The 20,673-nt window shown below is 74.3% G+C and carries 17 protein-coding genes and 1 pseudogene; 14 read left to right on the top strand and 4 right to left on the bottom strand.

The genetic code is table 11. The features are described 5' to 3' along the window. Window positions 1-300 precede the first annotated feature (300 nt). Window positions 301-1,347, bottom strand: a complete 1,047-nt coding sequence (locus AC1Z4A_RS12075; RefSeq protein WP_483678126.1) for an SGNH/GDSL hydrolase family protein — start codon at window positions 1,345-1,347, stop codon at window positions 301-303. A gap of 227 nt (window positions 1,348-1,574) precedes the next feature. On the opposite strand from AC1Z4A_RS12075, the gene AC1Z4A_RS12070 reads away from it, so the two are divergent. Then, complete coding sequence (locus AC1Z4A_RS12070) at window positions 1,575-2,966, top strand: cystathionine beta-synthase (RefSeq protein WP_483678123.1); 1,392 nt, start codon at window positions 1,575-1,577, stop codon at window positions 2,964-2,966. Between the two features lie 339 nt (window positions 2,967-3,305). On the opposite strand, the gene AC1Z4A_RS12065 is transcribed toward AC1Z4A_RS12070, so the two are convergent. Then, window positions 3,306-3,740, bottom strand: a complete 435-nt coding sequence (locus tag AC1Z4A_RS12065; RefSeq protein ID WP_483678121.1) for a hypothetical protein — start codon at window positions 3,738-3,740, stop codon at window positions 3,306-3,308. Window positions 3,741-3,848: 108 nt separating this feature from the next. Between AC1Z4A_RS12065 and AC1Z4A_RS12060 the strand changes: the two genes are divergently transcribed. The 3 genes from AC1Z4A_RS12060 (at window position 3,849) to AC1Z4A_RS12050 (ending at window position 6,881) form a co-directional block, all read left to right on the top strand. Continuing rightward, window positions 3,849-5,210: an acyl-CoA synthetase gene (locus AC1Z4A_RS12060; RefSeq protein ID WP_483678119.1), complete on the top strand. Its 1,362-nt coding sequence runs from the start codon at window positions 3,849-3,851 to the stop codon at window positions 5,208-5,210. Window positions 5,211-5,295: 85 nt separating this feature from the next. Further along, window positions 5,296-6,147: a MurR/RpiR family transcriptional regulator gene (locus tag AC1Z4A_RS12055; RefSeq protein WP_483678118.1), complete on the top strand. Its 852-nt coding sequence runs from the start codon at window positions 5,296-5,298 to the stop codon at window positions 6,145-6,147. A gap of 167 nt (window positions 6,148-6,314) precedes the next feature. Continuing rightward, window positions 6,315-6,881: a hypothetical protein gene (locus tag AC1Z4A_RS12050; protein ID WP_483678116.1), complete on the top strand. Its 567-nt coding sequence runs from the start codon at window positions 6,315-6,317 to the stop codon at window positions 6,879-6,881. Window positions 6,882-7,028: 147 nt separating this feature from the next. On the opposite strand, the gene AC1Z4A_RS12045 is transcribed toward AC1Z4A_RS12050, so the two are convergent. After that, window positions 7,029-8,408: a type III PLP-dependent enzyme domain-containing protein gene (locus AC1Z4A_RS12045; protein ID WP_483678114.1), complete on the bottom strand. Its 1,380-nt coding sequence runs from the start codon at window positions 8,406-8,408 to the stop codon at window positions 7,029-7,031. Between the two features lie 316 nt (window positions 8,409-8,724). On the opposite strand from AC1Z4A_RS12045, the gene AC1Z4A_RS12040 reads away from it, so the two are divergent. The 7 genes and pseudogenes from AC1Z4A_RS12040 (at window position 8,725) to hutI (ending at window position 17,375) form a co-directional block, all read left to right on the top strand. Then, entirely contained in the window at window positions 8,725-9,903 is a 1,179-nt protein-coding gene (locus AC1Z4A_RS12040) for an NAD(P)/FAD-dependent oxidoreductase (RefSeq protein ID WP_483678112.1), read from the top strand. Window positions 9,904-9,946: 43 nt separating this feature from the next. Then, window positions 9,947-10,192: pseudogene (locus AC1Z4A_RS12035) on the top strand ((2Fe-2S)-binding protein); the annotation flags it as partial. A gap of 92 nt (window positions 10,193-10,284) precedes the next feature. Next, window positions 10,285-11,712, top strand: coding sequence for an FAD-dependent oxidoreductase (locus AC1Z4A_RS12030; RefSeq protein ID WP_483678111.1), 1,428 nt, complete (start codon window positions 10,285-10,287; stop codon window positions 11,710-11,712). A gap of 92 nt (window positions 11,713-11,804) precedes the next feature. Further along, complete coding sequence (gene hutU, locus AC1Z4A_RS12025; RefSeq protein ID WP_483678109.1) at window positions 11,805-13,469, top strand: urocanate hydratase; 1,665 nt, start codon at window positions 11,805-11,807, stop codon at window positions 13,467-13,469. A 125-nt stretch (window positions 13,470-13,594) separates the two neighbouring features. Then, window positions 13,595-14,782, top strand: a complete 1,188-nt coding sequence (locus AC1Z4A_RS12020; RefSeq protein ID WP_483678106.1) for an allantoate amidohydrolase — start codon at window positions 13,595-13,597, stop codon at window positions 14,780-14,782. Beyond that, window positions 14,773-16,188: a formimidoylglutamate deiminase gene (locus AC1Z4A_RS12015; RefSeq protein WP_483678104.1), complete on the top strand. Its 1,416-nt coding sequence runs from the start codon at window positions 14,773-14,775 to the stop codon at window positions 16,186-16,188. The genes AC1Z4A_RS12020 and AC1Z4A_RS12015 overlap by 10 nt, the downstream gene beginning before the upstream one ends. Window positions 16,189-16,208: 20 nt before the next feature. Then, window positions 16,209-17,375: an imidazolonepropionase gene (gene hutI / locus AC1Z4A_RS12010; RefSeq protein ID WP_483678102.1), complete on the top strand. Its 1,167-nt coding sequence runs from the start codon at window positions 16,209-16,211 to the stop codon at window positions 17,373-17,375. A 90-nt stretch (window positions 17,376-17,465) separates the two neighbouring features. On the opposite strand, the gene AC1Z4A_RS12005 is transcribed toward hutI, so the two are convergent. After that, window positions 17,466-18,395, bottom strand: coding sequence for an RNA polymerase sigma factor SigF (locus tag AC1Z4A_RS12005; protein WP_483678100.1), 930 nt, complete (start codon window positions 18,393-18,395; stop codon window positions 17,466-17,468). A gap of 250 nt (window positions 18,396-18,645) precedes the next feature. On the opposite strand from AC1Z4A_RS12005, the gene AC1Z4A_RS12000 reads away from it, so the two are divergent. From AC1Z4A_RS12000 to AC1Z4A_RS11990, 3 genes are all read left to right on the top strand, one after another. Beyond that, window positions 18,646-19,014: an STAS domain-containing protein gene (locus tag AC1Z4A_RS12000; RefSeq protein WP_483678098.1), complete on the top strand. Its 369-nt coding sequence runs from the start codon at window positions 18,646-18,648 to the stop codon at window positions 19,012-19,014. Between the two features lie 163 nt (window positions 19,015-19,177). After that, on the top strand, window positions 19,178-19,672 hold the full coding sequence (locus AC1Z4A_RS11995; protein ID WP_483678096.1) for an ATP-binding protein: 495 nt from the start codon (window positions 19,178-19,180) through the stop codon (window positions 19,670-19,672). Between the two features lie 134 nt (window positions 19,673-19,806). After that, entirely contained in the window at window positions 19,807-20,673 is an 867-nt protein-coding gene (locus tag AC1Z4A_RS11990) for an LPXTG cell wall anchor domain-containing protein (RefSeq protein ID WP_483678094.1), read from the top strand.

The raw sequence follows: 20,673 nt of genomic DNA, 5'->3' as shown, positions 1-20,673 counted from the left end.
CGAGGGACTCTTTCCCACGGTACGGCCCTGGCTGGGGCCTGTGCGGTGACTTGGTGCCCGGTACCGGGGTTGCCGGGGTGGGTGCAGGCCGTCGTTCCGGTTGTGCCCACCCTCCCCCATTGCCTGAACGGCATGGGAGGTACCCCCATCGCCTGGGGGCACCTCCCAGCGGTAGCTGGGGGAGGAACGATTGCCCACAACCTGACTGCGGCGCGATTGCCCACCGGCGGGAGGGGCCCGTCCCACCCCGGCCCCGCACGGAACCACGGACCCGCACCACAGGACCCGCGCCACAGACAGTCACGCCCCCGCGGCGTCAGCCCGCTCCGCGCCGGAGGACGGAGGCTCCGCCTCCGAGCCCGCCGCAGCAGACGGTGGCAGGCGGCGGCGCTTGCGGTGCTTGAGGAGGGCCCAGCGGCCGCGTGCCGCCGTGACCTCCGTGCCGCCTTCCGCCGCGGCCGCCGCGGCCGCGCGGGCGACCGGCAGTATGCCCTCGCGCCGAGCCGCGTCCGGGCGTTCCTCTTCCTCCGGCCACAGGCCCAGCACCGCGCACAGCGTGGGCAGCACGGCCATGGCCGCGGTGGCGTATCCCTCCGCCGACGGGTGGTAGTTGTCGGGCCCGAACAGCTCCCGCGGGTTCGCCGCGAACTCGGGCCCCAGCAGATCGCCCAGCGAGACCGTGCGCCCGCCCGCCGCAAGTACGCCGATGGTCTGGGCGGCCGCCAGCTGACGGCTCAGCCGCCGCGCCAGCCACCGCAGCGGCTGGTAGACGGGCTCGATCGTGCCGAGGTCGGGGCAGGTGCCCACGACGACCTCGCAGCCGGCGTCCCGCAGTCTGCTCACCGCCTCGGACAGCAGCCGCACGGAGCGGGCGAAGGGCACCCGGTGGGTGACGTCGTTGGCGCCGATCATGATCACGCAGACGTCGGGGGCCCGCTCGGGATCCGAGAGGATCTGGGTGACCTGCCGCTCCAGGTCGTACGACTGCGCGCCGGAGAGCGCGACGTTGTGCAGGACGACGGGCCGCTCGGCGACGGCGGCGAGGCCGGTCGCCAGCAGGGCGCCGGGGGTCTGCCGCGGCCGGTGCACGCCCTGCCCGGCGGCCGTGGAGTCGCCGAGGACGCCCAGCACCAGCGGTTCGCGGCCCGGGCGGTGCACGAAGGCCGAGCCGTAGCGGCCGTCGGCGTGCGGCGGGGTGCCGCCGGCCCCGCCGACCACCCGCCTGGCCAGCGCGACCTCGGTGAGCAGCACCCCGAGCGCCGCCCCGCCCAGCAGGCCGACCCCGCCGCCTCCGTACGCCGCCGCGGCCGCGATCCGCCGCGCGGCCCTCGCCCTCGACATGGACATCGACCGGCCTCCTCCGCGCCACGAAAGCGCCACGAAACCCGCTGCAATCCGTTTTACAAACGCTTCATAAAAGCTTCACGAACCTCGCGCTCCCTTGCCACTGCGCGCTATCAGCAGGTTGCCCCGGCGGCAGGGGTGTGCAACGCGCCATTGGTGCGGTCGGATGCGCTCTAGGCTGGCCGTATGGGTACGCGACGACGCTAGTACCCCCGACCGCGGAGATCACCGTGCAGTATCACGATTCGATGATTGAGCTCGTTGGCAACACCCCGCTCGTGAAGCTCAACAGTGTGACCGAAGGAATTCAGGCCACCGTGCTCGCGAAGGTCGAGTACTTCAACCCCGGCGGTTCCGTGAAGGACCGCATCGCCGTGCGGATGATCGAGGCGGCCGAGAAGTCGGGCGAGCTGAAGCCCGGTGGCACGATCGTGGAGCCGACGTCCGGCAACACGGGCGTGGGTCTGGCGATCGTGGCCCAGCAGAAGGGCTACAAGTGCATCTTCGTGTGCCCGGACAAGGTCTCCCAGGACAAGATCAACGTGCTGCGGGCGTACGGGGCAGAGGTCGTCGTCTGCCCGACCGCGGTCGCCCCGGAGCACCCGGACTCCTACTACAACGTGTCCGACCGGCTGGTCCGCGAGACCCCCAACGCCTGGAAGCCGGACCAGTACAGCAACCCCAACAACCCCCTCTCGCACTACTACTCCACCGGCCCCGAGCTCTGGGAGCAGACGGAGGGGAAGATCACCCACTTCGTCGCGGGCGTGGGCACCGGCGGCACGATCAGCGGCACCGGCCGTTACCTCAAGGAGGTCAGTGACGGCCGGGTGCAGGTCATCGGCTCCGACCCCGAGGGCTCGGTCTACAGCGGCGGTTCCGGCCGGCCGTACCTGATCGAGGGCGTGGGCGAGGACTTCTGGCCCAGCTGCTACGACGGCACGGTGACCGACGAGATCATCGCGGTCTCCGACAAGGACGCCTTCCAGATGACCCGCCGCCTGGCCAGGGAGGAGGGCCTGCTGGTCGGCGGCTCCTGCGGCATGGCCGTGGTGAGCGCGCTGGAGGTCGCCAAGCGGCTCGGCCCGGAGGACGTGGTGGTCGTGCTGCTGCCGGACAGCGGCCGCGGCTACCTGAGCAAGATCTTCAACGACGAGTGGATGGCCGACTACGGCTTCCTGGAGGAGGCCGGCGACTCCGCGCGCGTCGGCGACGTGCTGCACCGCAAGGACGGCGACCTGCCCTCGCTGGTGCACATGCACCCGGAGGAGACGGTGGGTCAGGCCATCGAGGTGCTCCGCGAGTACGGCGTCTCGCAGATGCCCATCGTCAAGCCGGGCGCGGGGCACCCCGACGTGATGGCCGCCGAGGTCGTCGGCTCGGTCGTCGAACGCGACCTGCTGGACGCGCTCTTCGCGCAGCGCGCCTCGCTCCACGACCCGCTGGAGAAGCACATGAGCCTGCCGCTGCCGCAGGTCGGCTCCGGCGAGCCGGTCGCGGACCTGATGGCCGTGCTGGGCGACGCCGATGCGGCGATCGTGCTCGTCGAGGGCAAGCCGAAGGGCGTGGTGAGCCGTCAGGACCTGCTGGCGTTCCTGGCGGAGGAGAACGGCGGCAAGTAAGCCGCAAGCAGGCAGCAAGCAGGCGGCACGGGGGCGGCAAGCGACGGGCGCCGCCCGCCCGTTCCGCCACCGCACGGCCAACTGCCCGCCTATAAAAGGTACGTATGTGTCACGTGCGCGCAGCACGGACTTAACACGGGCTCGGCATAGTGAGGGGTGCCGGTGAGGGGGGTTCCCTCCCGGACCGGCATCCCAGCGCGGCGGCAGGACCTCCGGAGCGGCTCCCGGACCCCGGCCGTCCGGATGTGGCCCGGCACCCGGGCCGCATCCTCCGTGGGGGCCGTCGTCGTCCCGACCGCGGCTCCGGCCGAGGTGCGGCGGCCCCCGCGAAGCGCTTTCTCAGTCGTCGTAACGGCCGTCCTGCTTGCGGCGCTGCCACGGCGCGCCGCCCGCCGCATGGGCGACGTTGACCCCGACGATCCCGGCCCAGGCCACCAGCAGGCCCGGCAGGTGCGCGTTGACCGCGCCGATCGCCGAGAGCGGGATGGCCAGCACCATGGAGACCGCGGCGAAGCCGAAGCGCTCGCCGAAGGTGCCCGGGCCCGGCTCGCCGGGGCGGCGCGGCAGGGCGCCCCGGGCGGCGCTCATCTGCCGCTCGGCGAGGTGCCGGCGGACCTGCCGCTCGGCGGTGGCGGCCACCTTCTCGTCCATGCGGTGCTCGACCTTCTCCAGGAACGAGTCGATCAACTCCGCCTCGTACTCGGCACCCAGCTCCTTGCGGGTCTGCAGGGTGGCGTCGAGGTCCTTCTTCAGCTCGGGGTCGCGGGCCGTCATGCGGGCAACGGTACGGTCAAGGGGGCCCGTTGTCGCTGGGGCCAGCACCCGTATCCGCAGAGGGGGTGCCCCCCGATGCCGGTGGGCGCCCGTGGAAGGAGCAGTTCCGTGCCCGAACCCCTGCTGTCGTCTCTTGCCGCGCCCGACGCCCGTGACCGCCCGGACGCGCTGACCGTCGCCGGGCGGTCCTGCTCCCGGGAGGAACTGCTGGGCGCCGCGGGCGCGGTGGCGTCCCGGATCGCCGGGGCGGCCTCGGTGGCGGTGCGCGCCGAGGCGACGCCCGAGACGGTCGCCGCCGTGGTCGGCGGGTTGCTCGCGGGCGTCCCGGTGGTGCCGCTGCCGCCGGACGCCGGCCCCGCCGAGCGCGAGCACATCCTGCGCGACTCCGGCGCCGAGCTGGTGCTGGGCGAGGACGTGCCGGTGGACCTGGGGGAGAAGGGCGAGTGGTCCGGGCCCGAGGCCGGCCCCGGGGCGACCGCGTTCGTGCTCTACACCTCCGGCACGACCGGGGCCCCCAAGGGCGCGCTCATCCCCCGCGGCGCGGTCGCCGCGGGCCTGGACGGGGTCGCCGATGCCTGGCGGTGGACGGCCGAGGACACCCTCGTGCACGGGCTGCCGCTCTTCCATGTGCACGGCCTGGTGCTGGGGGTGCTGGGCGCGCTGCGCACCGGCTGCCGCCTGGTGCACACGGGCCGCCCGACCCCGGAGGCGTACGCGGCCGCGGGCGGCAGCCTGTACTTCGGGGTGCCGACCGTGTGGTCCCGCGTGGTGCGCGACCACTCCGCGGCGCGGGCGCTCGCCGGGGCCCGGCTGCTGGTGTCGGGCAGTGCGGCGCTGCCTGCGCCCGTCTTCCGGGACCTGGAGGCGCTCACGGGACAGCGGCCCGTGGAGCGGTACGGCATGACCGAAACCCTGATCACCGTCTCCACCCGGGCCGACGGCGAGCGCCGCCAGGGCTCGGTGGGGCTGCCGCTGCCGGGGGTGCGGACCCGGGTGGTGGAGACCGGCGAGGAGGGCGGCATCGGCGAGCTGGAGGTGTCCGGGCCGACGCTGTTCGCCGGTTACCTGGGCCGCCCGGAGGCGACGGCGGCCGCGTACACGGCCGACGGCTGGTTCCGCACGGGCGACATCGCGGCGATCGAGGAGGACGGCACCCACCGCATCGTGGGCCGCGCCTCGACCGACCTGATCAAGTCCGGGGGCTACCGCATCGGCGCGGGCGAGGTCGAGAACGCGCTGCTGGACCACCCGGCGGTGAGCGAGGCGGCGGTCGTCGGGCTGCCGCACGAGGACCTGGGGCAGGAGATCGTCGCCTATGTGGTGGCCGACGGGGTGAGCGAGCAGGCCCTGATCGACTTCGTGGCCGGTCACCTGTCCGTGCACAAGCGGCCGCGCCGCATCCGCTTCATGGAGGCGCTGCCGCGCAACGCGATGGGCAAGCCGCAGAAGAAGCTCCTGCCGCCGCTGTAGACGTCTCTCCGTCCCGTACCCTGCATAATTTCATGCAGGGTACGGGTGGAATGAATGGTCGGGGACGAATGACCGAGGAGGGCCGATGAGCGGGACCGGCAGCGAACCGGAAGCCACCGCGCGGCTTCAGAAGCTCTTCGAGGGGCACCGGCTGACGCCCACCCAGCGCCGCATCGCCCACTGCATGGTGCGGCGCGCGGCGGACGCGCCGTTCCTGTCGAGCGTGGAGCTGGCCGAGCTGGCCGGGGTCAGCCAGCCGTCCGTGACCCGCTTCGCGGTGGCCCTCGGCTTCGACGGCTACCCGGCGCTGCGCAGGCACCTGCGCGAGGTCGCCCCCGCCGCGGAGAAGCCCGGCGAGGGCTCGTACAACGAGTACCAGCAGGCCGTCCAGGCCGAGATCGACAACCTCCGCCACCTCGCCTCGCTGCTCGCCGACCCGGCCCCCGTGGCCCGCGCCGGCCGACTGCTGGCCGCCTCCCGCCCGCTGCCCGTCCTCGGCCTGCGGGCCGCGGCCGCCCAGGCCGCGGGCTTCGGCTACTTCGCCCGCAAGGTCCACCCCGACGTGCGGCTGCTCGTCGAGGGCGGCACGCTGCTCGCCGACCGCATCGACGGGGCCGTACGGGCCGGGGCGAGCGCGCTGCTGTGCTTCGCGCTGCCGCGGCATCCGCGCGAGGTGGTCGAGGCGCTGGAGTACGCGCAGGGCGCGGGACTGACGGTGGTCACCGTCGCCGACTCCACGTTCGCGCCGGTCGCCCGGCACAGTGATCTGCTGCTGCCGGCCGCGGTGGGCACGGGTCTGGCCTTCGACACGGCGTGTGCGCCGATGCTGCTGGGGCGGGTGCTGCTGGAGGCGATGTGCGATGCATTGCCGGATGCGCAGGCGCGGTTGGAGGAGTTCGACGCCAAGGCGGCGGTGCGGGGCCTGTTCGCGGAGTGAGGCGGAGCGAGGCGGAGTGAGGTCCTCCGGTCCCGCCGCGCCCAGTGGGTATGACTGGGTATGACTCCTGAGAGCAGGGGTCTCCGGAGCCCCTGGCCGTTCTCAGCTCGCACTCAGAATCGTCGGCTACGGTGCCGCGTGCGAGTCCAGGAACGAGGAGGTCTGACGTGGGGCGCGGGGCTTATGCGCTGGCGCGGGTGGCCGTGATCGTCCGTGCGCCCGCCCGGTGGCTGTGGTGGCTCGGCGTGCTGGCCGCGGGCATCGGGTTGCCGGTGCCGGGGCTCACGGGGCGCAGGATCGGACTGGCGGCGGGCGCGGTGCTGTTCGTCGCCGCGGCGGCCGTGGCCTTCGTGGCGCGGCGCAGACGCTATGCGGAGCTGGCGCGGGGAGCGTCGCGGGCCGGCCGGTCCGTCTTCCTCCAGGACCGCGCCGTGACCATACGGAACTGGCGCCGGTCCCGTCGCTGGTGGCTCCTCGTCGCTTTCCTCGCCGCGGTGGGCTCCTCCTTCGCGGTGCCCGCCGCGGCCGGCCTGGCCATGGCCGGTCCGGCCGTCGGCCTCTGGGCGAAGGCCCTGTGGCTGGGCAGGCTGGAGAGCCGGGAGGGGGCCCTGCTGTGGGTCCGTCCCGAGTGGGTGAAGGGCAGCCCGGCGGGTGCGTCCGTACGCGGCTATCTGACGACCGGTCCCGGCGCGGGCGACGCCCTGCCCGGCGGCGCCAGGCGCAGGGGCGCCTGAGCGCTCCGCTGGAAGTGCCGTGCCGGGTCGTCGATCGACCGCGGCGCCGTCGTGGCCGGTCGCGCAGTTCCCCGCGCCCCTTCGGGGCGCTGCCGAACCGCAGTGGACTTCGCCCGACCTGCTCAGGCGTGTCCGGCGCGGCAGCGGTCAGCGGAGCGCGCTGAGCCCGCCCGCGTGTGCGGCGCCGCTCTCGGCGACCAGCTCGGCGAGGGCCTGCGGGGGCCGCACGGTGGCGAAGCGGACGCCGTTGTCCTCGTCGTCCTCTCCTTCGCTCTGTTGGCCGCAGGCGTAGCCGTAAACCCCCGGCCGGGGGAGCGTGTTGTACGCGAAGTGGTTCGAGAAGTAGTACGCGCCCGTGTCGAGCAGGGCGACGTGGTCCCCGGCGTCGATGCGGGGCAGCGGCCGGTTCACCGCGACGAGGTCGCCCGCGAAGCAGCACGGGCCCGCGACGTCCTGCGGCACCGACCCGGCCTCCTTGGGCAGCCCCCGGGCGTCGTACACCGCCACCCGCAGCGGCCAGGACGCGGGAGCGAACACGGTCCGCACCGCCACCTGGGCGCCCGCGTGCGTCACCGCGATCCGGCGGCCCCCGGACGTCTTGGTGTACTCCACCCGGGCCAGGATCATCCCGCTCTTGGCGAGCAGCGAGCGCCCGAACTCCGTCACCAGGCCGTAGCGCCCGTCGAACAGACCCGGTACGGCCGCCGCGAGCAGCTGCGCGTACTCGCGGTGCGTGGGGGTCGCCTTGTCGGAGGCGAAGTTGACGGGCAGTCCGCCGCCGATGTCGACGGTGCGGATCTGCTGCCGTCCGACGGTCCGGTTGACCTCCTCCGCCAGTTCGTACGCGTCGCGGACGCCTTCGGCCAGCAGCTCCAGGGGGCAGCCCTGCGAGCCCACGTGGGCGTGGATCCCGGTCAGCCACGGCCGCTCGGCGTAGGCGCGCACGAGCCAATCGCGCGCCCCCTCGTCGCGCAGGGGCACGCCGAACTTGGACGTGCCGGTGGCGGTGCTGAGCGCGCCGATGCTGCCGCAGCCGACCTGGGGGTTGACGCGCAGCCCGAGGCGCGAGGCGGTGGGGGCGCTGCCGGCGCTGCCGACCAGGGCGTCCAGCCGGGCCAGCTCCTCCCTGCTGTCGGCGTTGACCGCGAGGCCCAGCGCGAGGGCCGTGCGCAGCTCGCCGGGGGTCTTGGCGGGCGAGTCCAGCACGATGCGCTCCGGCGGCACGCCGGCGGCGCGGGCCAGGGCCAGCTCTCCGGGGCTCGCCACCTCGCAGCCGAACCCTTCGTCGGCGAGCAGCCGCAGCACGGGCACGAGGGGCGCGGCCTTCACGGCGAAGGCGTGGTCGACGGTGCGGGCGCCGGTGTCCGCGAACGCGGTGCGCAGGGCGGTGGCGGCGGTGCGGATGCCCGGCACGTCGAGGAGGCCTGCCACGGGGTGGTCCGGCGTCACGATGCCCTGCTGCACGGCGGCGCGCGCGGCGCGGTCGCGCCGGTGGCGCGGGCTTGCGGGCTGCTCTTCGAGGGCCATGTGCCTACTCCACCACTGCGGGGTGGGGTGTGCCACGGGGAGGGCGGGGGTGGGATTCCCTGATCCCGCCCCTTCCCGCTGTATCCGATTTGCGGCTCCGCCGCAGGGCGGGGCTCCGCCCCGGACCCCGGGGTCTGGGGGCTTGCCCCCAGTTTCGGGAAGGGGCGGGTACGGGGAACAAACTCCCGCCGCAACGGCGATCAGCCACCGGCTGCGTACCCGGCGGTGCCGAACCCACCTCCGCCCCGCCCTGTTGACCCGCCCACCACGCGGCGGCTAGCTTCGCGGCCGTCTCTGGGGAACGGCGGTGCGACGCATGCGCGTTCTACGGGAAGGCGTCGACGTCGTGGTCGTCGGCGGCGGAATCATCGGCGCAGCCTGCGCGGAGGCACTGGCACGGCGCGGGGTCCGGCTGCTCGTCCTCGACCGCGGCCCGACCACCGGCGGGGCCACCGCCTGCGGCGAGGGCCGCCTGCTGGTCTCCGACCGGCCCCCCGGCCCCGGCCTCGCCCTCGCCCGGGCCTCCCTGCGCCGCTGGCCCGTCCTGCTCGCCGCCCTGCGCGAGGAACTCGGCCCCCGCGCCGCCTGCGAGTACGAGCCGCGGGGCGGCCTGGCCGTCGCCACCGGCGAGGACGAGGCCGCGGCCCTGCGGGAGTTCGCGGCCGCCCAGCGCGCGGCGGGCGTCGACGCCAGGGAACTCCCGCCCGGCGCGGCGGCCGCGTACGAGCCCTGCCTCACGCCCGGGGTCCGGGCCGTCGTGCACTACCCGGAGGACGCCCGGGTCCAGCCCGTGCTCGCGGCGACCGCCCTGCTCGCGGCCGTGCGGGCGCGCGGCGGGGAGGTCCGCACCGGGGTGGAGGTGCTCGGCGTGGAGACCGGCGCGGACGGCTGGGTCGTGGGCGTGCGCACCGACCGGGGCCAAGTGCCCTGCGGGGCGGTCGTCAACGCGTGCGGCCCGTGGGCCGAGGCCTTCGCCGCGCTGGCCCGCGCACCCCTGCCGGTGCCGCGTCGGCACGGCACGGTGCTGGTCACCGCGCCCCTGCCGGCGGGCACGGTCAGGCACACCGTGTACGGCAGGGCGTACGGCGCCGGCGGCGCGAAGGCCGGACTCCGCACGGTGATCACGGTCGGGGCGACCCCGGCCGGCACGCTGCTGATCGGGCCGGGCCGGCCGCGGGCCGGGCCCTCCGGGGCGCTGCACGGCGAGGCGCTGCGGGGGCTCGCGCGCGGGGCCGTGGCGCTGCTGCCGGTGCTGGCGGACGTCCCGGTCGTGCGCGCGTACGGCGGCTTCCTCCCGTGCACCCCCGACGGCCTTCCCGTGATCGGCGAGGATCCGCGCCGCCCCGGCCTGTGGCACGCGGCCGGCCACGCGGGCGCGGGCGCCGGCCTCGCCGCCGCGACCGGCGAACTCCTCGCGCAGCTGTTCACGGGGGAGCCGCCGCTGCTGGACCCGGCGCCCTACCGGGTCGACCGCCCGGGGCTAGGGGGTGCCTGATGGGCCAGCACAGGCACCCCCTAGCCCTCGGAGAGGAGAACGCATGCCCCTGACCGTGCACGTCGACGGCGTGCCGCACCTGGCCCGGCCGGGCCAGACGGTGGCGGCGCTGCTGCTGGCCGCCGGCCGCCCGTCCTGGCGCACCACGCGTGACGGCGGCCGCCCGCGCGGCGTCTTCTGCGGCATCGGGGTCTGTCACGACTGCCTGGTCGTGGTCAACGGCCTGCCCGACGTCCGCGCCTGCCTGCGCGAGCTGTCCGACGGCGACCGCATCGAGACCCAGCACGGCCCGCGCCTGCCCGCTCCGGGACCGGAACGGCAGCCGGAGCCGGAATCCGAGCCGGAGCCCGAACCGGGCCCGCCCGGCCCCCGGGGCCGCCCGTGAGCGCGCCTCCGCGCGTCGTCGTGATCGGCGCCGGCCCCGCCGGGGTGGCGGCCGCCCTCGCCGCGGCGCGCGCCGGGGTGCGCGTGGTGCTCGTCGACGGCGCGCCCCGCGTGGGCGGCCCGTACCGGCAGCAGCCGCACACCGGACCGCACTCCTCCCGCGCGCACCCGCTGGAGCGCGCGGTCACCGCGCAACCGCGCATCGAGCACCTGGCGTGCGCCACCGTCTGGGCCCTGGAGCCGGGACCCCGGCCCGGCAGCCACCTCGTGCGCTTCCAGCAGGGCCCCGCCGACGCCGCCGGGCGCGGCGTCCGCACGCTCCGCGCCGATGCGCTGGTCCTGTGCCCGGGCGCGTACGACCGGGTGCTGCCGTTCCCCGGCTGGGACCTGCCGGGGGTCGTCACGGCGGGCGCCGCGCTGGCGCTGGCGAAGGGCCAGCGCACGGCGGTCGGACGGCAGGTCGTGGTGTCGGGCACGGGCCCGTTCCTGCTGCCGGTGGCCTCCGCCCTGCTGGGCGCGGGGGCGCGGGTGGCGGGGGTGTACGAGGCCGGGAATCCGTCCCGCAGGCTGCGCACCTCCGTGGCGGCGCTGCGCGACGGCGGCCCCGGCAGGCTCGCCGAACTCGGCTCGTACACCGCCGAACTGGCCCGGCACGGCGTGCCCCACCGCTTCCGCCGGGCGGTGGTCGCCGCGCACGGCGACGACCGGCTGGAGGCCGTCACCGTCGCCCGGCTCGACGCGCGGTGGCGGATCGTCGACGGCACCGAGCGGGTGATCGGACCGGTGGACGCCCTCTGCGTCGGCCACGGCCGCACCCCCCGGCTCGAACTGCCCCTCGCCGCAGGCTGCCTGGTCCGCGGCGGCCGCGTCGTGACCGGCCCCCGCCTGGCCACCTCCGTGCCCGGGGTGTACGCGGCCGGTGACGTCACCGGCGCCGCGGAGGCGGCGGCCGCCGCGGCGGAGGGCGAACTGGCGGGGCTGGCGGCGGCCGCCGGACTGACTGGTACGCCCCCCGACCCGGCGCGCACGGCGGCCGCCGAGGCGCGCGTCCGGTCCGGGCGCCGTCTGTCGGCCGCGCTCGCGGCGGCCTACCCGCCGGGGGACGGCTGGCACACCTGGCTCCGTGAGGACACGCTCGTCTGCCGGTGCGAGGAGGTGACGTACGGGCAGCTGCGCGAGGCCGTCCTGGGGCGCGGGGCCGACGGCGTCCGCTCCCTGAGGCTCACCTGCCGGGTGGGGCTCGGCCCCTGCCAGGGGCGGATCTGCGGGCGCAATGCGGCCGACCTCGCCGCGGGCCTGCTCGGCGCCCCGCTCGCCGACCCGGAGGCGTTCGACCGCCGCCCGCTCGCCCATCCGGTCCGGCTGGCGGACCTGGCCGCTGCCGAAGACCGGGCGGAGGACGGCGCCACGCCACCTGTTGACTAGCACTATTCACGCCCCCCAGACTGTGCAGTGTTCTATTCAAGCTGTGTTCTTCAGGCAAGAACGTGGGAGAACGAGCCAGGGAGGCAGGGCCCATGTCAGGACCGCGACCCGTGCGAGCGCCGCGAGGCACCGAGCTGAGCGCCCGGGGATGGCAGCAGGAAGCCGCGCTGCGGATGCTCCAGAACAACCTGGACCCGGAGGTCGCCGAGCACCCCGACAAGCTCGTCGTCTACGGCGGCACGGGCAAGGCCGCCCGCGACTGGAACTCCTTCGACGCCATGGTCCGCACCCTGCGCACGCTCAAGCAGGACGAGACCATGCTGGTGCAGTCCGGCCGCCCGGTGGGCGTGATGCAGACGCACGAGTGGGCGCCGCGCGTCCTCATCGCCAACTCCAACCTGGTCGGCGACTGGGCCAACTGGGAGGAGTTCCGGCGGCTGGAGGCCCTCGGCCTCACCATGTACGGGCAGATGACCGCCGGCTCGTGGATCTACATCGGCACCCAGGGCATCCTCCAGGGCACGTACGAGACCTTCGCGGCCGTCGCGGCGAAGAAGTTCGGCGGGACGCTGGCCGGGACGATCACCCTGACCGCCGGCCTCGGCGGCATGGGCGGCGCCCAGCCGCTCGCCGTCACCATGAACGACGGCGTCGCGATCTGCATCGACTGCGACCCGCGCGCCATCGAGCGCCGCATCGAGCACCGCTACCTGGACGTCAAGGCCGGCTCGCTCGACCACGCGCTCCAGCTCGCCGTCGAGGCGCGGGACGCCCGGCGCCCGCTGTCCATCGGCGTCCTCGGCAACGCCGCCGAGCTGGTGCCGCAGCTGCTCGCCATGAACGCCCCCATCGACATCGTGACGGACCAGACCTCCGCCCACGACCCCCTCGCGTACCTCCCGCTCGGCGTCGCCTTCGAGGACATGGCCTCCTACGCCGCCGAGAAGCCGGCCGACTTCACGCTCCGGGCGCGCGAGTCGATGGCGCGTCACGTGGAGGCCATGGTCGGCTTCCAGGACGCGGGCGCCGAGGTCTTCGACTACGGCAACTCCATCCGGGGCGAGGCCCAGCTCGCGGGCTACACCCGCGCCTTCGACTTCCCCGGCTTCGTACCGGCCTACATCCGCCCCCTCTTCTGCGAGGGCAAGGGCCCCTTCCGCTGGGCGGCCCTGTCCGGCGACCCGAAGGACATCGCGGCCACCGACCGCGCCATCCTCGACCTCTTCCCCGAGAACGAGTCCCTCGCGCGCTGGATCAAGATGGCCGGCGAGCGCGTGCACTTCCAGGGCCTCCCGGCCCGTATCTGCTGGCTCGGCTACGGCGAGCGCGACCGTGCGGGCGAGCGCTTCAACGACATGGTCGCGAGCGGCGAGCTGTCCGCCCCGATCGTCATCGGCCGCGACCACCTCGACTGCGGCTCCGTCGCCTCGCCCTACCGCGAGACGGAGGCGATGCTGGACGGCTCCGACGCGATCGCGGACTGGCCGCTGCTCAACGCGATGGTGAACGTCGCCTCGGGCGCCTCCTGGGTCTCCCTGCACCATGGCGGCGGCGTGGGCATGGGCCGCTCCATCCACGCGGGTCAGGTGACGGTGGCCGACGGCACGGCGCTGGCGGGCGAGAAGATCCGCCGCGTCCTGACGAACGACCCGGGCATGGGCGTCATCCGGCATGTCGACGCCGGGTACGACATCGCGGAGTCGGTCGCCGGCGAGCGCGGGGTACGCATCCCGATGCGGGAGGGTGACGGCGCGTGAGCGGCGCTGTCCCCGTTCCGGGGAAGAATCAGCCCGTCCGGCGTTTGAGGACCGGGGGTCCGGGGGCGGAGCCCCCAGTTTCGGGAAGGGGCGGGGCGGGGGAAAATCCCGCCTCCTTCCACGAGATGTGGCGCGACCTCCTGCCCATCGGGCGGAACCCCGAAAGCGCCGGATACCGCCGCTTCGCCTGGACCGGCGCCGACGCCGACTGCCGGTCCTGGTTCCGCGCCCAGGCCGAGTCCCGCGGCCTGGCCTACGAGACCGACCGCAACGGCAACCAGTGGGCCTGGCTCGGCGACCCCACCGCCGGCGACGCCGTCGTGACGGGCTCCCACCTGGACTCCGTCCCCGACGGCGGCGCCTTCGACGGCCCCCTCGGCGTCGTCTCCTCCTTCGCCGCCCTCGACGAACTCCGGGCCCGCGGCGCCCGGCCGACCCGCCCCCTCGCCGTCGTCAACTTCGGCGACGAGGAGGGCGCCCGCTTCGGCCTGGCCTGCGTCGGCTCGCGCCTGACCGCCGGACAGCTCACCCGCGACAAGGCCCACGCCCTCCTGGACGCCGAGGGGATCTCCCTCGCCCGGGCCATGGAGCGCGCCGGGTACGACCCGGAGGCCATCGGCCCCGACCCCGAACGCCTCGCCCGCATCGGCGCGTTCGTCGAGCTGCACGTGGAGCAGGGCCGCGCCCTCGCGGACACCGAGCACCCCGTGGGCGTCGCCTCCGCCATCTGGCCGCACGGCCGCTGGCGGTTCGACTTCCACGGCGAGGCCAACCACGCCGGCACCACCCGCATCGAGGACCGTCGCGATCCGATGCTGACCTACGCCAACACCGTGCTGGCCGCCCGCAAGAAGGCCCACCTCGCCGGCGCCCTGGCCACCTTCGGGAAGGTCGGCGTCGAGCCGAACGGCGTCAATGCCATCGCCTCCCTCGTGCGCGGCTGGCTGGACTCCCGCGCGGCCGACGAGGAGACCCTGGCGGCCGTCGTCGCCGAGATCGAGCGGGCGGCCGTCGAGCGCGGCAGCCGCGACGGAGTGGAGGTCCGGGTCACCCGCGAGTCCTTCACCCCCGTCGTGGAGTTCGCCCACGGCCTCCGCGACGAGCTGGCCGAACTCCTGGGCGGCGCCCCCGTGCTGCCCACGGGCGCCGGACACGACGCCGGGATCCTGTCCGGGGTGATCCCCACTGCCATGCTGTTCGTACGGAACCCCACCGGCGTCTCCCACTCGCCCGCCGAGACGGCGGCCGAGGACGACTGCCTGGCCGGGGTGACCGCACTCGCCGACGTACTGGAGGGCCTCGCGTGCAGGTGACCTACTGGGCCGAGCACGCGTGGCTCGGCACCCGCGTCGAGCCGGGCGTGGCCGTCGACGTCGCGGACGGCGTGATCACGGCCGTCCGCACGGGCGTCGCCACGCCCCCGCCCGGCGCGGAGACCCTGCGGGGGCTGACCCTGCCGGGGCTCGCGAACGCCCATTCCCATTGCTTCCACCGAGCCCTGCGCGGTGTCGTGCAGGCGGCACCCGGCTCAGCCCTTCCAGGGCTGGCAAACGCCCACAGCCACGCTGGATCACCCCCGCCCGCGCGGGGAACGAGCCAGGTGCCGGATTCATTCTGGACCTGGCGGGAGGTCATGTACGGCGTAGCCGACACGCTCACCCCCGAGAGTTACTTCGCCCTGGCCCGCGCCGCCTACGCCGAGATGGCCCTCACCGGCATCACCTGCGTGGGCGAGTTCCACTACCTCCACCACGCCCCCGGCGGCACCCCCTACGCCGACCCCAACGCCATGGGCGAGGCCCTCATGGCGGCCGCCGCCGAAGCCGGCATCCGCATCACCCTCCTCGACACCGCCTACTTCTCCGCGGGCTTCGGGGAGCCCCCCAACCACCACCAGCTCCGCTTCTCCGACGGCACGGCCGACGCCTGGGCCGAGCGCGCCGAGGCGCTCAAGCCCGCGGACCACGCCCGCATCGGCGCGGCCGTGCACTCCGTGCGCGCCGTGCCCGCGGACCAGCTGGCCACCGTCGCCGACTGGGCGCGGGACCGCGAGGCCCCCCTCCACGTCCACCTGTCCGAGCAGACCGCCGAGAACGACGCCTGCCTCGCGGCGCACGGCTGCACCCCCACCCGGCTGCTGGCCGACCACGGCGTGCTCGGCCCGCGCACCTCCGCGGTGCACGCCACGCACCTCACCGACGAGGACATCGCCCTCCTCGGCGGCGCGGCCTCGACCATCTGCATGTGCCCGACCACCGAGCGGGACCTCGCCGACGGCATCGGCCCCGCGGTCCGGCTCCAGCAGGCGGGCAGCCCGCTCTCCCTGGGCAGCGACAGCCACGCCGTCATCGACCTGTTCGAAGAGGCCCGGGCCATGGAGCTGGACGAGCGGCTGCGCACCCGCACCCGCGGCCACTGGACGGCGGCCGCCCTGCTGCGCGCCGCCACCGCCGACGGTCACGCCTCCCTCGGCTGGTCCGACGCGGGCCGCATCGAGCCGGGCGCGCTCGCCGACTTCACGACCGTCGCACTGGACTCCGTGCGTACCGCGGGCCCGCCGCCGCGACTGGGCGCCGAGACGGCCGTATTCGCCGCGACGGGCGCGGACGTCCGCCACACCGTGGTCGGCGGCCGGCAGGTCGTACGGGACGGGGTGCACCAGCTCGTAGCGGACGTGCCCCGGGCCCTGGCCGACTCCATCGCCGCCCTGCGCGGCTGACGCCGAGGACCGGAGTAAGCATGAGCACGGCAATCATCAACATCAGCAGTCTCGTCACCAACGACCCCTCCCTCGGCGAAGGCCCCCTCGGCCTGATCCAGGACGCGGCGGTCGTCATCGACGGCGACCGCATCGCCTGGATCGGTGAGTCCAGCAAAGCACCCGCCACTGACAACGCCGTCGACGCGGCGGGCCGGGCAGCCCTCCCCGGCTTCGTTGACTCCCACTCCCACCTGGTCTTCGCGGGCGACCGCACCGCCGAGTTCAACGCCCGGATGTCCGGCCGCAGCTACAGCGCGGGCGGCATCCGCACCACGGTGGCCGCGACCCGCGCCGCGACGGACGAGGAGCTGGAGGCCAACCTCCTGCGCTACCTCCGCGAGGCCCTCCGCCAGGGCACCACCACCCTGGAGACCAAGTCCGGCTACGGACTGACCACCCACGACGAGGCCCGCGCCCTGCGCATCGCCGCCGCGCACACGGACGAGGTCACCTACCTCGGCGCGCACATCGTGGCCCCGGAGTTCGCCAACGACCCCGCGGCCTATGTCGCCCTCGTCACCGGCGAGATGCTCGACGCCTGCGCCCCGCACGCCCGCTGGGTCGACGTCTTCTGCGAGAAGGGCGCCTTCGACGGCGACCAGGCCCGCGCGGTCCTCGAGGCGGGCGCGCGGCGCGGCCTGGTTCCCCGCGTCCACGCCAACCAGCTGGGGCACGGGCCGGGCGTCCAGCTCGCGGTGGAGACCGGCGCGGCCTCCGCCGACCACTGCACCCACCTCACCGACGCCGACGTGGACGCGCTCGCCAGCGGCTCGACCGTGGCCACGCTCCTGCCCGGCGCCGAGTTCTCCACCCGCGCCCAGTGGCCGGACGCCCGCCGCCTCCTGGACGCGGGCGTCACAGTCGCCCTCTCCACGGACTGCAATCCGGGCTCGTCCTTCACCAGTTCCATGCCCTTCTGCATTGCGCTGGCCGTACGGGACATGGGCATGACCCCCGACGAGGCCGTCTGGTCCGCCACCGCGGGCGGTGCCGCGGCGCTTCGCCGCACCGACATCGGCCGCCTCGCCCCGGGCACCCGCGCCGACCTCGCCCTCCTGGACGCGCCCAGCCACGTCCACCTCGCCTACCGGCCGGGCGTGCCGCTCGTCTCGGCGGTCTGGCAGCGGGGCGCCCGCGCGCTCTGACCCCCTCGAACACACTGCGCCGCACGGGAGAAGTCCCGTGCGGCACACAGTGTGGTGATCCCTGATCCCGGCGGCTTCCGCAGCGGCCGGCTACTCCTCGCTCAGCAGCCCTCGCCGCAACCGCACCAGGGTGCGCGACAGCAGCCGTGAGACGTGCATCTGCGATATGCCCAGCTCTTCGCCGATCTCCGACTGCGTCATGTTCGCCACGAAGCGGAGGGAGAGGATTCGGCGGTCGCGCTGGGGGAGTTCGGCGATCAGCGGCTTGAGGGACTCCACGTACTCGATGCCTTCGAGGCTGTGGTCCTCGTAGCCGATGCGGTCCGAGAGCGCGCCCTCGGTGTCGTCCTCGTCGGCCTGGGCGTCCAGCGAGCTGGCGGTGTACGCGTTGCTCGCGGTCATGCCCTCGAGCACCTCGTCCTCGGGGATGCCCAGGCGCTCGGCGAGTTCGGCGACGGTGGGCGAGCGGTCGAGCCGCTGGGCCAGCTCGTCGCCCGCCCTGGCCAGGTCGAGGCGGAGTTCCTGCAGGCGGCGCGGCACGCGCACCGACCAACTGGTGTCGCGGAAGAAGCGCTTGATCTCACCGATGATCGTCGGCAGCGCGAAGGTGGGGAACTCGACGCCGCGAGTCAGCTCGAAGCGGTCGATGGCCTTGATGAGGCCGATGGTGCCCACCTGGATGATGTCCTCCATCGGCTCGCTGCGGGAGCGGAACCGGGTGGCCGCGAACTTCACCAGCGCGAGGTTGAGTTCGACCAGGGTGTTGCGGACGTACGCGTATTCGTGCGTGCCCTCCTCGAGCGAGCCGAGGCGGGCGAAGAGTGTCTTGGACAGCGCACGCGCGTCGACGGGTCCCACTTCGTCGAACGGGGGGATCTCCGGGAGCCCGGCGAGGCCGGGGGCGCTGTGCGGAGTGCTGTCGGGGGTGAACTGGTGCGGGATCGCCGACGAAGCGGCCTCGCCGGGCTCCGGGGCGTCCGGAACGGCTGCGAAGTGCTGTTCGTCGAGCCGGGGTGACATGGTCTCCTCCATCATTCTCGGCATATGGCTGCCGATGCCGTGACCCTTTTGCTGCGGTTTGCGGCGCCTCCGAAGCCGTCGTGGTGGATGTGTCCCTTCTAGCCCTACCGGTCTTTGCCGTCCCGTGGCAAGTGATGTATGTCCCAGTCTGTCCGTATATGACGGAACTTCGGCTTCCACAGGGGCGTAAGGGAGGCGTAGGGTTTTCCTGCGCCACGCGGGCACATCACAAAGGCACGAAGGGAAGCGCATGGATCGCGGGATGGTCGGCAACGCGAGCCGGGGCCGGCTCCATGTGGGCGTCCGGCGCCATGGTGCGAGTTCGGTCGTGTCGCCGGAGGGTGAGCTGGATCACCACACGGCGGAGCTGCTGCGCGAACCGCTCGAGGGCTGTGTCCGCGAGGGCGACGCGCGCGTGGTCGTCGACTGCTCGAAGCTGGAGTTCTGCGACTCCACCGGGCTGAACGTGCTGCTGGGCGCCCGGCTGAAGGCCGAGGCCGCGGGTGGCGCGATTCACCTCGCCGCGATGACGCCCGTCGTCGCCCGGGTCTTCGAGATCACGGGCGCGGGAGCCGTCTTCACCGTGCACGACACGCTCGACTCGGCGCTCGCCGACTGAGCCGGTCGAAGAGCCGCCGAAGAATCGAAGAATCTCCGTTGCCTGTGTCACAGGCCCCGCGCCGGATCCGTGGGTGTTCTCACGTATTCGCCGGGCAGGAGACCCGCTGAATCCGTTGCATGTGTCCGTGTTCCAACCGGTGAATCGGTGAGGTGAAGCGCTGATGAGCACCACCCGGGCGTGCCCCCCGCCGGACGACCCCGGTCCGGAGTCGGGGGGCGGTGCCTCGGCCGGCTCTCCACAGACCGGCGGGCAGGCCCGCCGGCTGCGCCTGGTCGGGGTCGGCGGCGCCGTTCCGCTCGCCCGCGACTTCACCCGGCAGGCGCTCCACGACTGGGGCTGGCTGCCCGCCCTGACGGCCGACCACCGGGCGGCCGCGGAGGACGTGCTGCTGGTCGTGTCCGAACTGGTCACCAATGCGTGCCTGCACGCCGACGGCCCCGAGGAGCTGAGGGTCAGTCGCACCGGCAAGGTGCTGCGGCTCGAGGTGTCCGACCTCGGCGCCGGCACGCCCGCCCCGCGCACCCCGCACCGGGCCGGGCGGCCCGGCGGGCACGGCATGTTCATCGTGCAGCGGCTCTGCCTCGACTGGGGGGTCGTCCGGCACGAGGGCGTGGCCGGCAAGACGGTCTGGGCGGAGCTGGCCGGTCCGTCGTAGCGGACCGGCGGCCGGAATCAGCGCGGCGCGTTCTCGGCCTTCCCTCTCCACGGTCCCGGGCGTACCTTCGGCGTCCGATCTGATGTGTCGTCAGTAACTTTCGGCTGCGGCACCGGACGAGAGGGGAACCCCAGGTGTCCCGCACTCCACGCCATCCCGTGCGCCGCCGCGGCGCGCTCGCGGTCTCGGCGGCTCTGGCCGGGGGCACGATTCTGCTGGCCGCCCCGGCCGCGCACGCCGACACCGTCGACGTCAACTACCACTGCAAGACCCCCATCGGGGACAAGAGCGCCGTCTCGCCCATCGACATCAAGGCCGCACAGAGCGGTGACGCGTACAAGCTCACGATGTCCTTCCAGAAGGGCGTCTCCTCCAGCCCCGTCGAACTCGGCAAGGGCGCAATGAAGCCGAGTGCCGTGATCAAGCTCGGCGGCGCCGACTCCGGTACGGTCGCGGTCTCCGGACCCGCCAACGACGAGCCGATACCCGCCAACACCCCCATCAAGATCAACGACTTGTCGGGCACGTACACGCCCAAGAAGAGCGGTCAGGTCACCTTCACCGCCTCCACCCTCACGATCCTCGCCCTGGGCACCACGACCACCTGCGAGCCCACCAACAACCCCAAGCCCTCCCTCACCCTCGACGTCAAGGGCCCGGGCGGCTCGACGGGCGGCGGCTCCACCGGTGGCTCGACCGGTGGTTCGACCGGCGGCGACACCGCGGGCTCGACGGGCGGCTCGACCGGCGGTTCCACTGGCGGTTCGACGGGCGGCTCGACCGGCGGTTCGACGGGCGGCTCCACCGCGGGCTCGACAGGCGGCTCGTCCTCCACCGGCGGTTCGTCCACCGGCGGCTCGTCCTCCACCGGCGGCGGCCAGCTGCCGCAGACCGGGCCCTCGGACTCCGCCGTCGCCCTCGGCACCCTCGGCGGCACCGTGCTCCTCACGGGCATCGCAGGCACCCTCTGGCTCACCCGGAGGCGCCGCACCACCGGCTGA

Source organism: Streptomyces sp. 17_S59, from assembly GCF_056930295.1.
Note: the sequence above shows the minus strand (reverse complement) of the source record. Positions and strands in the feature narration are given on the sequence as shown.

Bases quoted from the DNA above. Each gene is read 5' to 3' on its own strand.
- hutI (WP_483678102.1), top strand. From the start codon at position 16,209: ATGAGCACGGCAATCATCAACATCAGCAGTCTCGTCACCAACGACCCC.
- hutU (WP_483678109.1), top strand. From the start codon at position 11,805: ATGTCAGGACCGCGACCCGTGCGAGCGCCGCGAGGCACCGAGCTGAGC.
- AC1Z4A_RS12040 (WP_483678112.1), top strand. From the start codon at position 8,725: ATGCGCGTTCTACGGGAAGGCGTCGACGTCGTGGTCGTCGGCGGCGGA.
- AC1Z4A_RS11995 (WP_483678096.1), top strand. From the start codon at position 19,178: ATGAGCACCACCCGGGCGTGCCCCCCGCCGGACGACCCCGGTCCGGAG.
- AC1Z4A_RS12020 (WP_483678106.1), top strand. From the start codon at position 13,595: ATGTGGCGCGACCTCCTGCCCATCGGGCGGAACCCCGAAAGCGCCGGA.
- AC1Z4A_RS12005 (WP_483678100.1), bottom strand. From the start codon at position 18,395: ATGTCACCCCGGCTCGACGAACAGCACTTCGCAGCCGTTCCGGACGCC.
- AC1Z4A_RS12000 (WP_483678098.1), top strand. From the start codon at position 18,646: ATGGATCGCGGGATGGTCGGCAACGCGAGCCGGGGCCGGCTCCATGTG.
- AC1Z4A_RS12055 (WP_483678118.1), top strand. From the start codon at position 5,296: ATGAGCGGGACCGGCAGCGAACCGGAAGCCACCGCGCGGCTTCAGAAG.
- AC1Z4A_RS12065 (WP_483678121.1), bottom strand. From the start codon at position 3,740: ATGACGGCCCGCGACCCCGAGCTGAAGAAGGACCTCGACGCCACCCTG.
- AC1Z4A_RS12045 (WP_483678114.1), bottom strand. From the start codon at position 8,408: ATGGCCCTCGAAGAGCAGCCCGCAAGCCCGCGCCACCGGCGCGACCGC.
- AC1Z4A_RS12075 (WP_483678126.1), bottom strand. From the start codon at position 1,347: ATGTCCATGTCGAGGGCGAGGGCCGCGCGGCGGATCGCGGCCGCGGCG.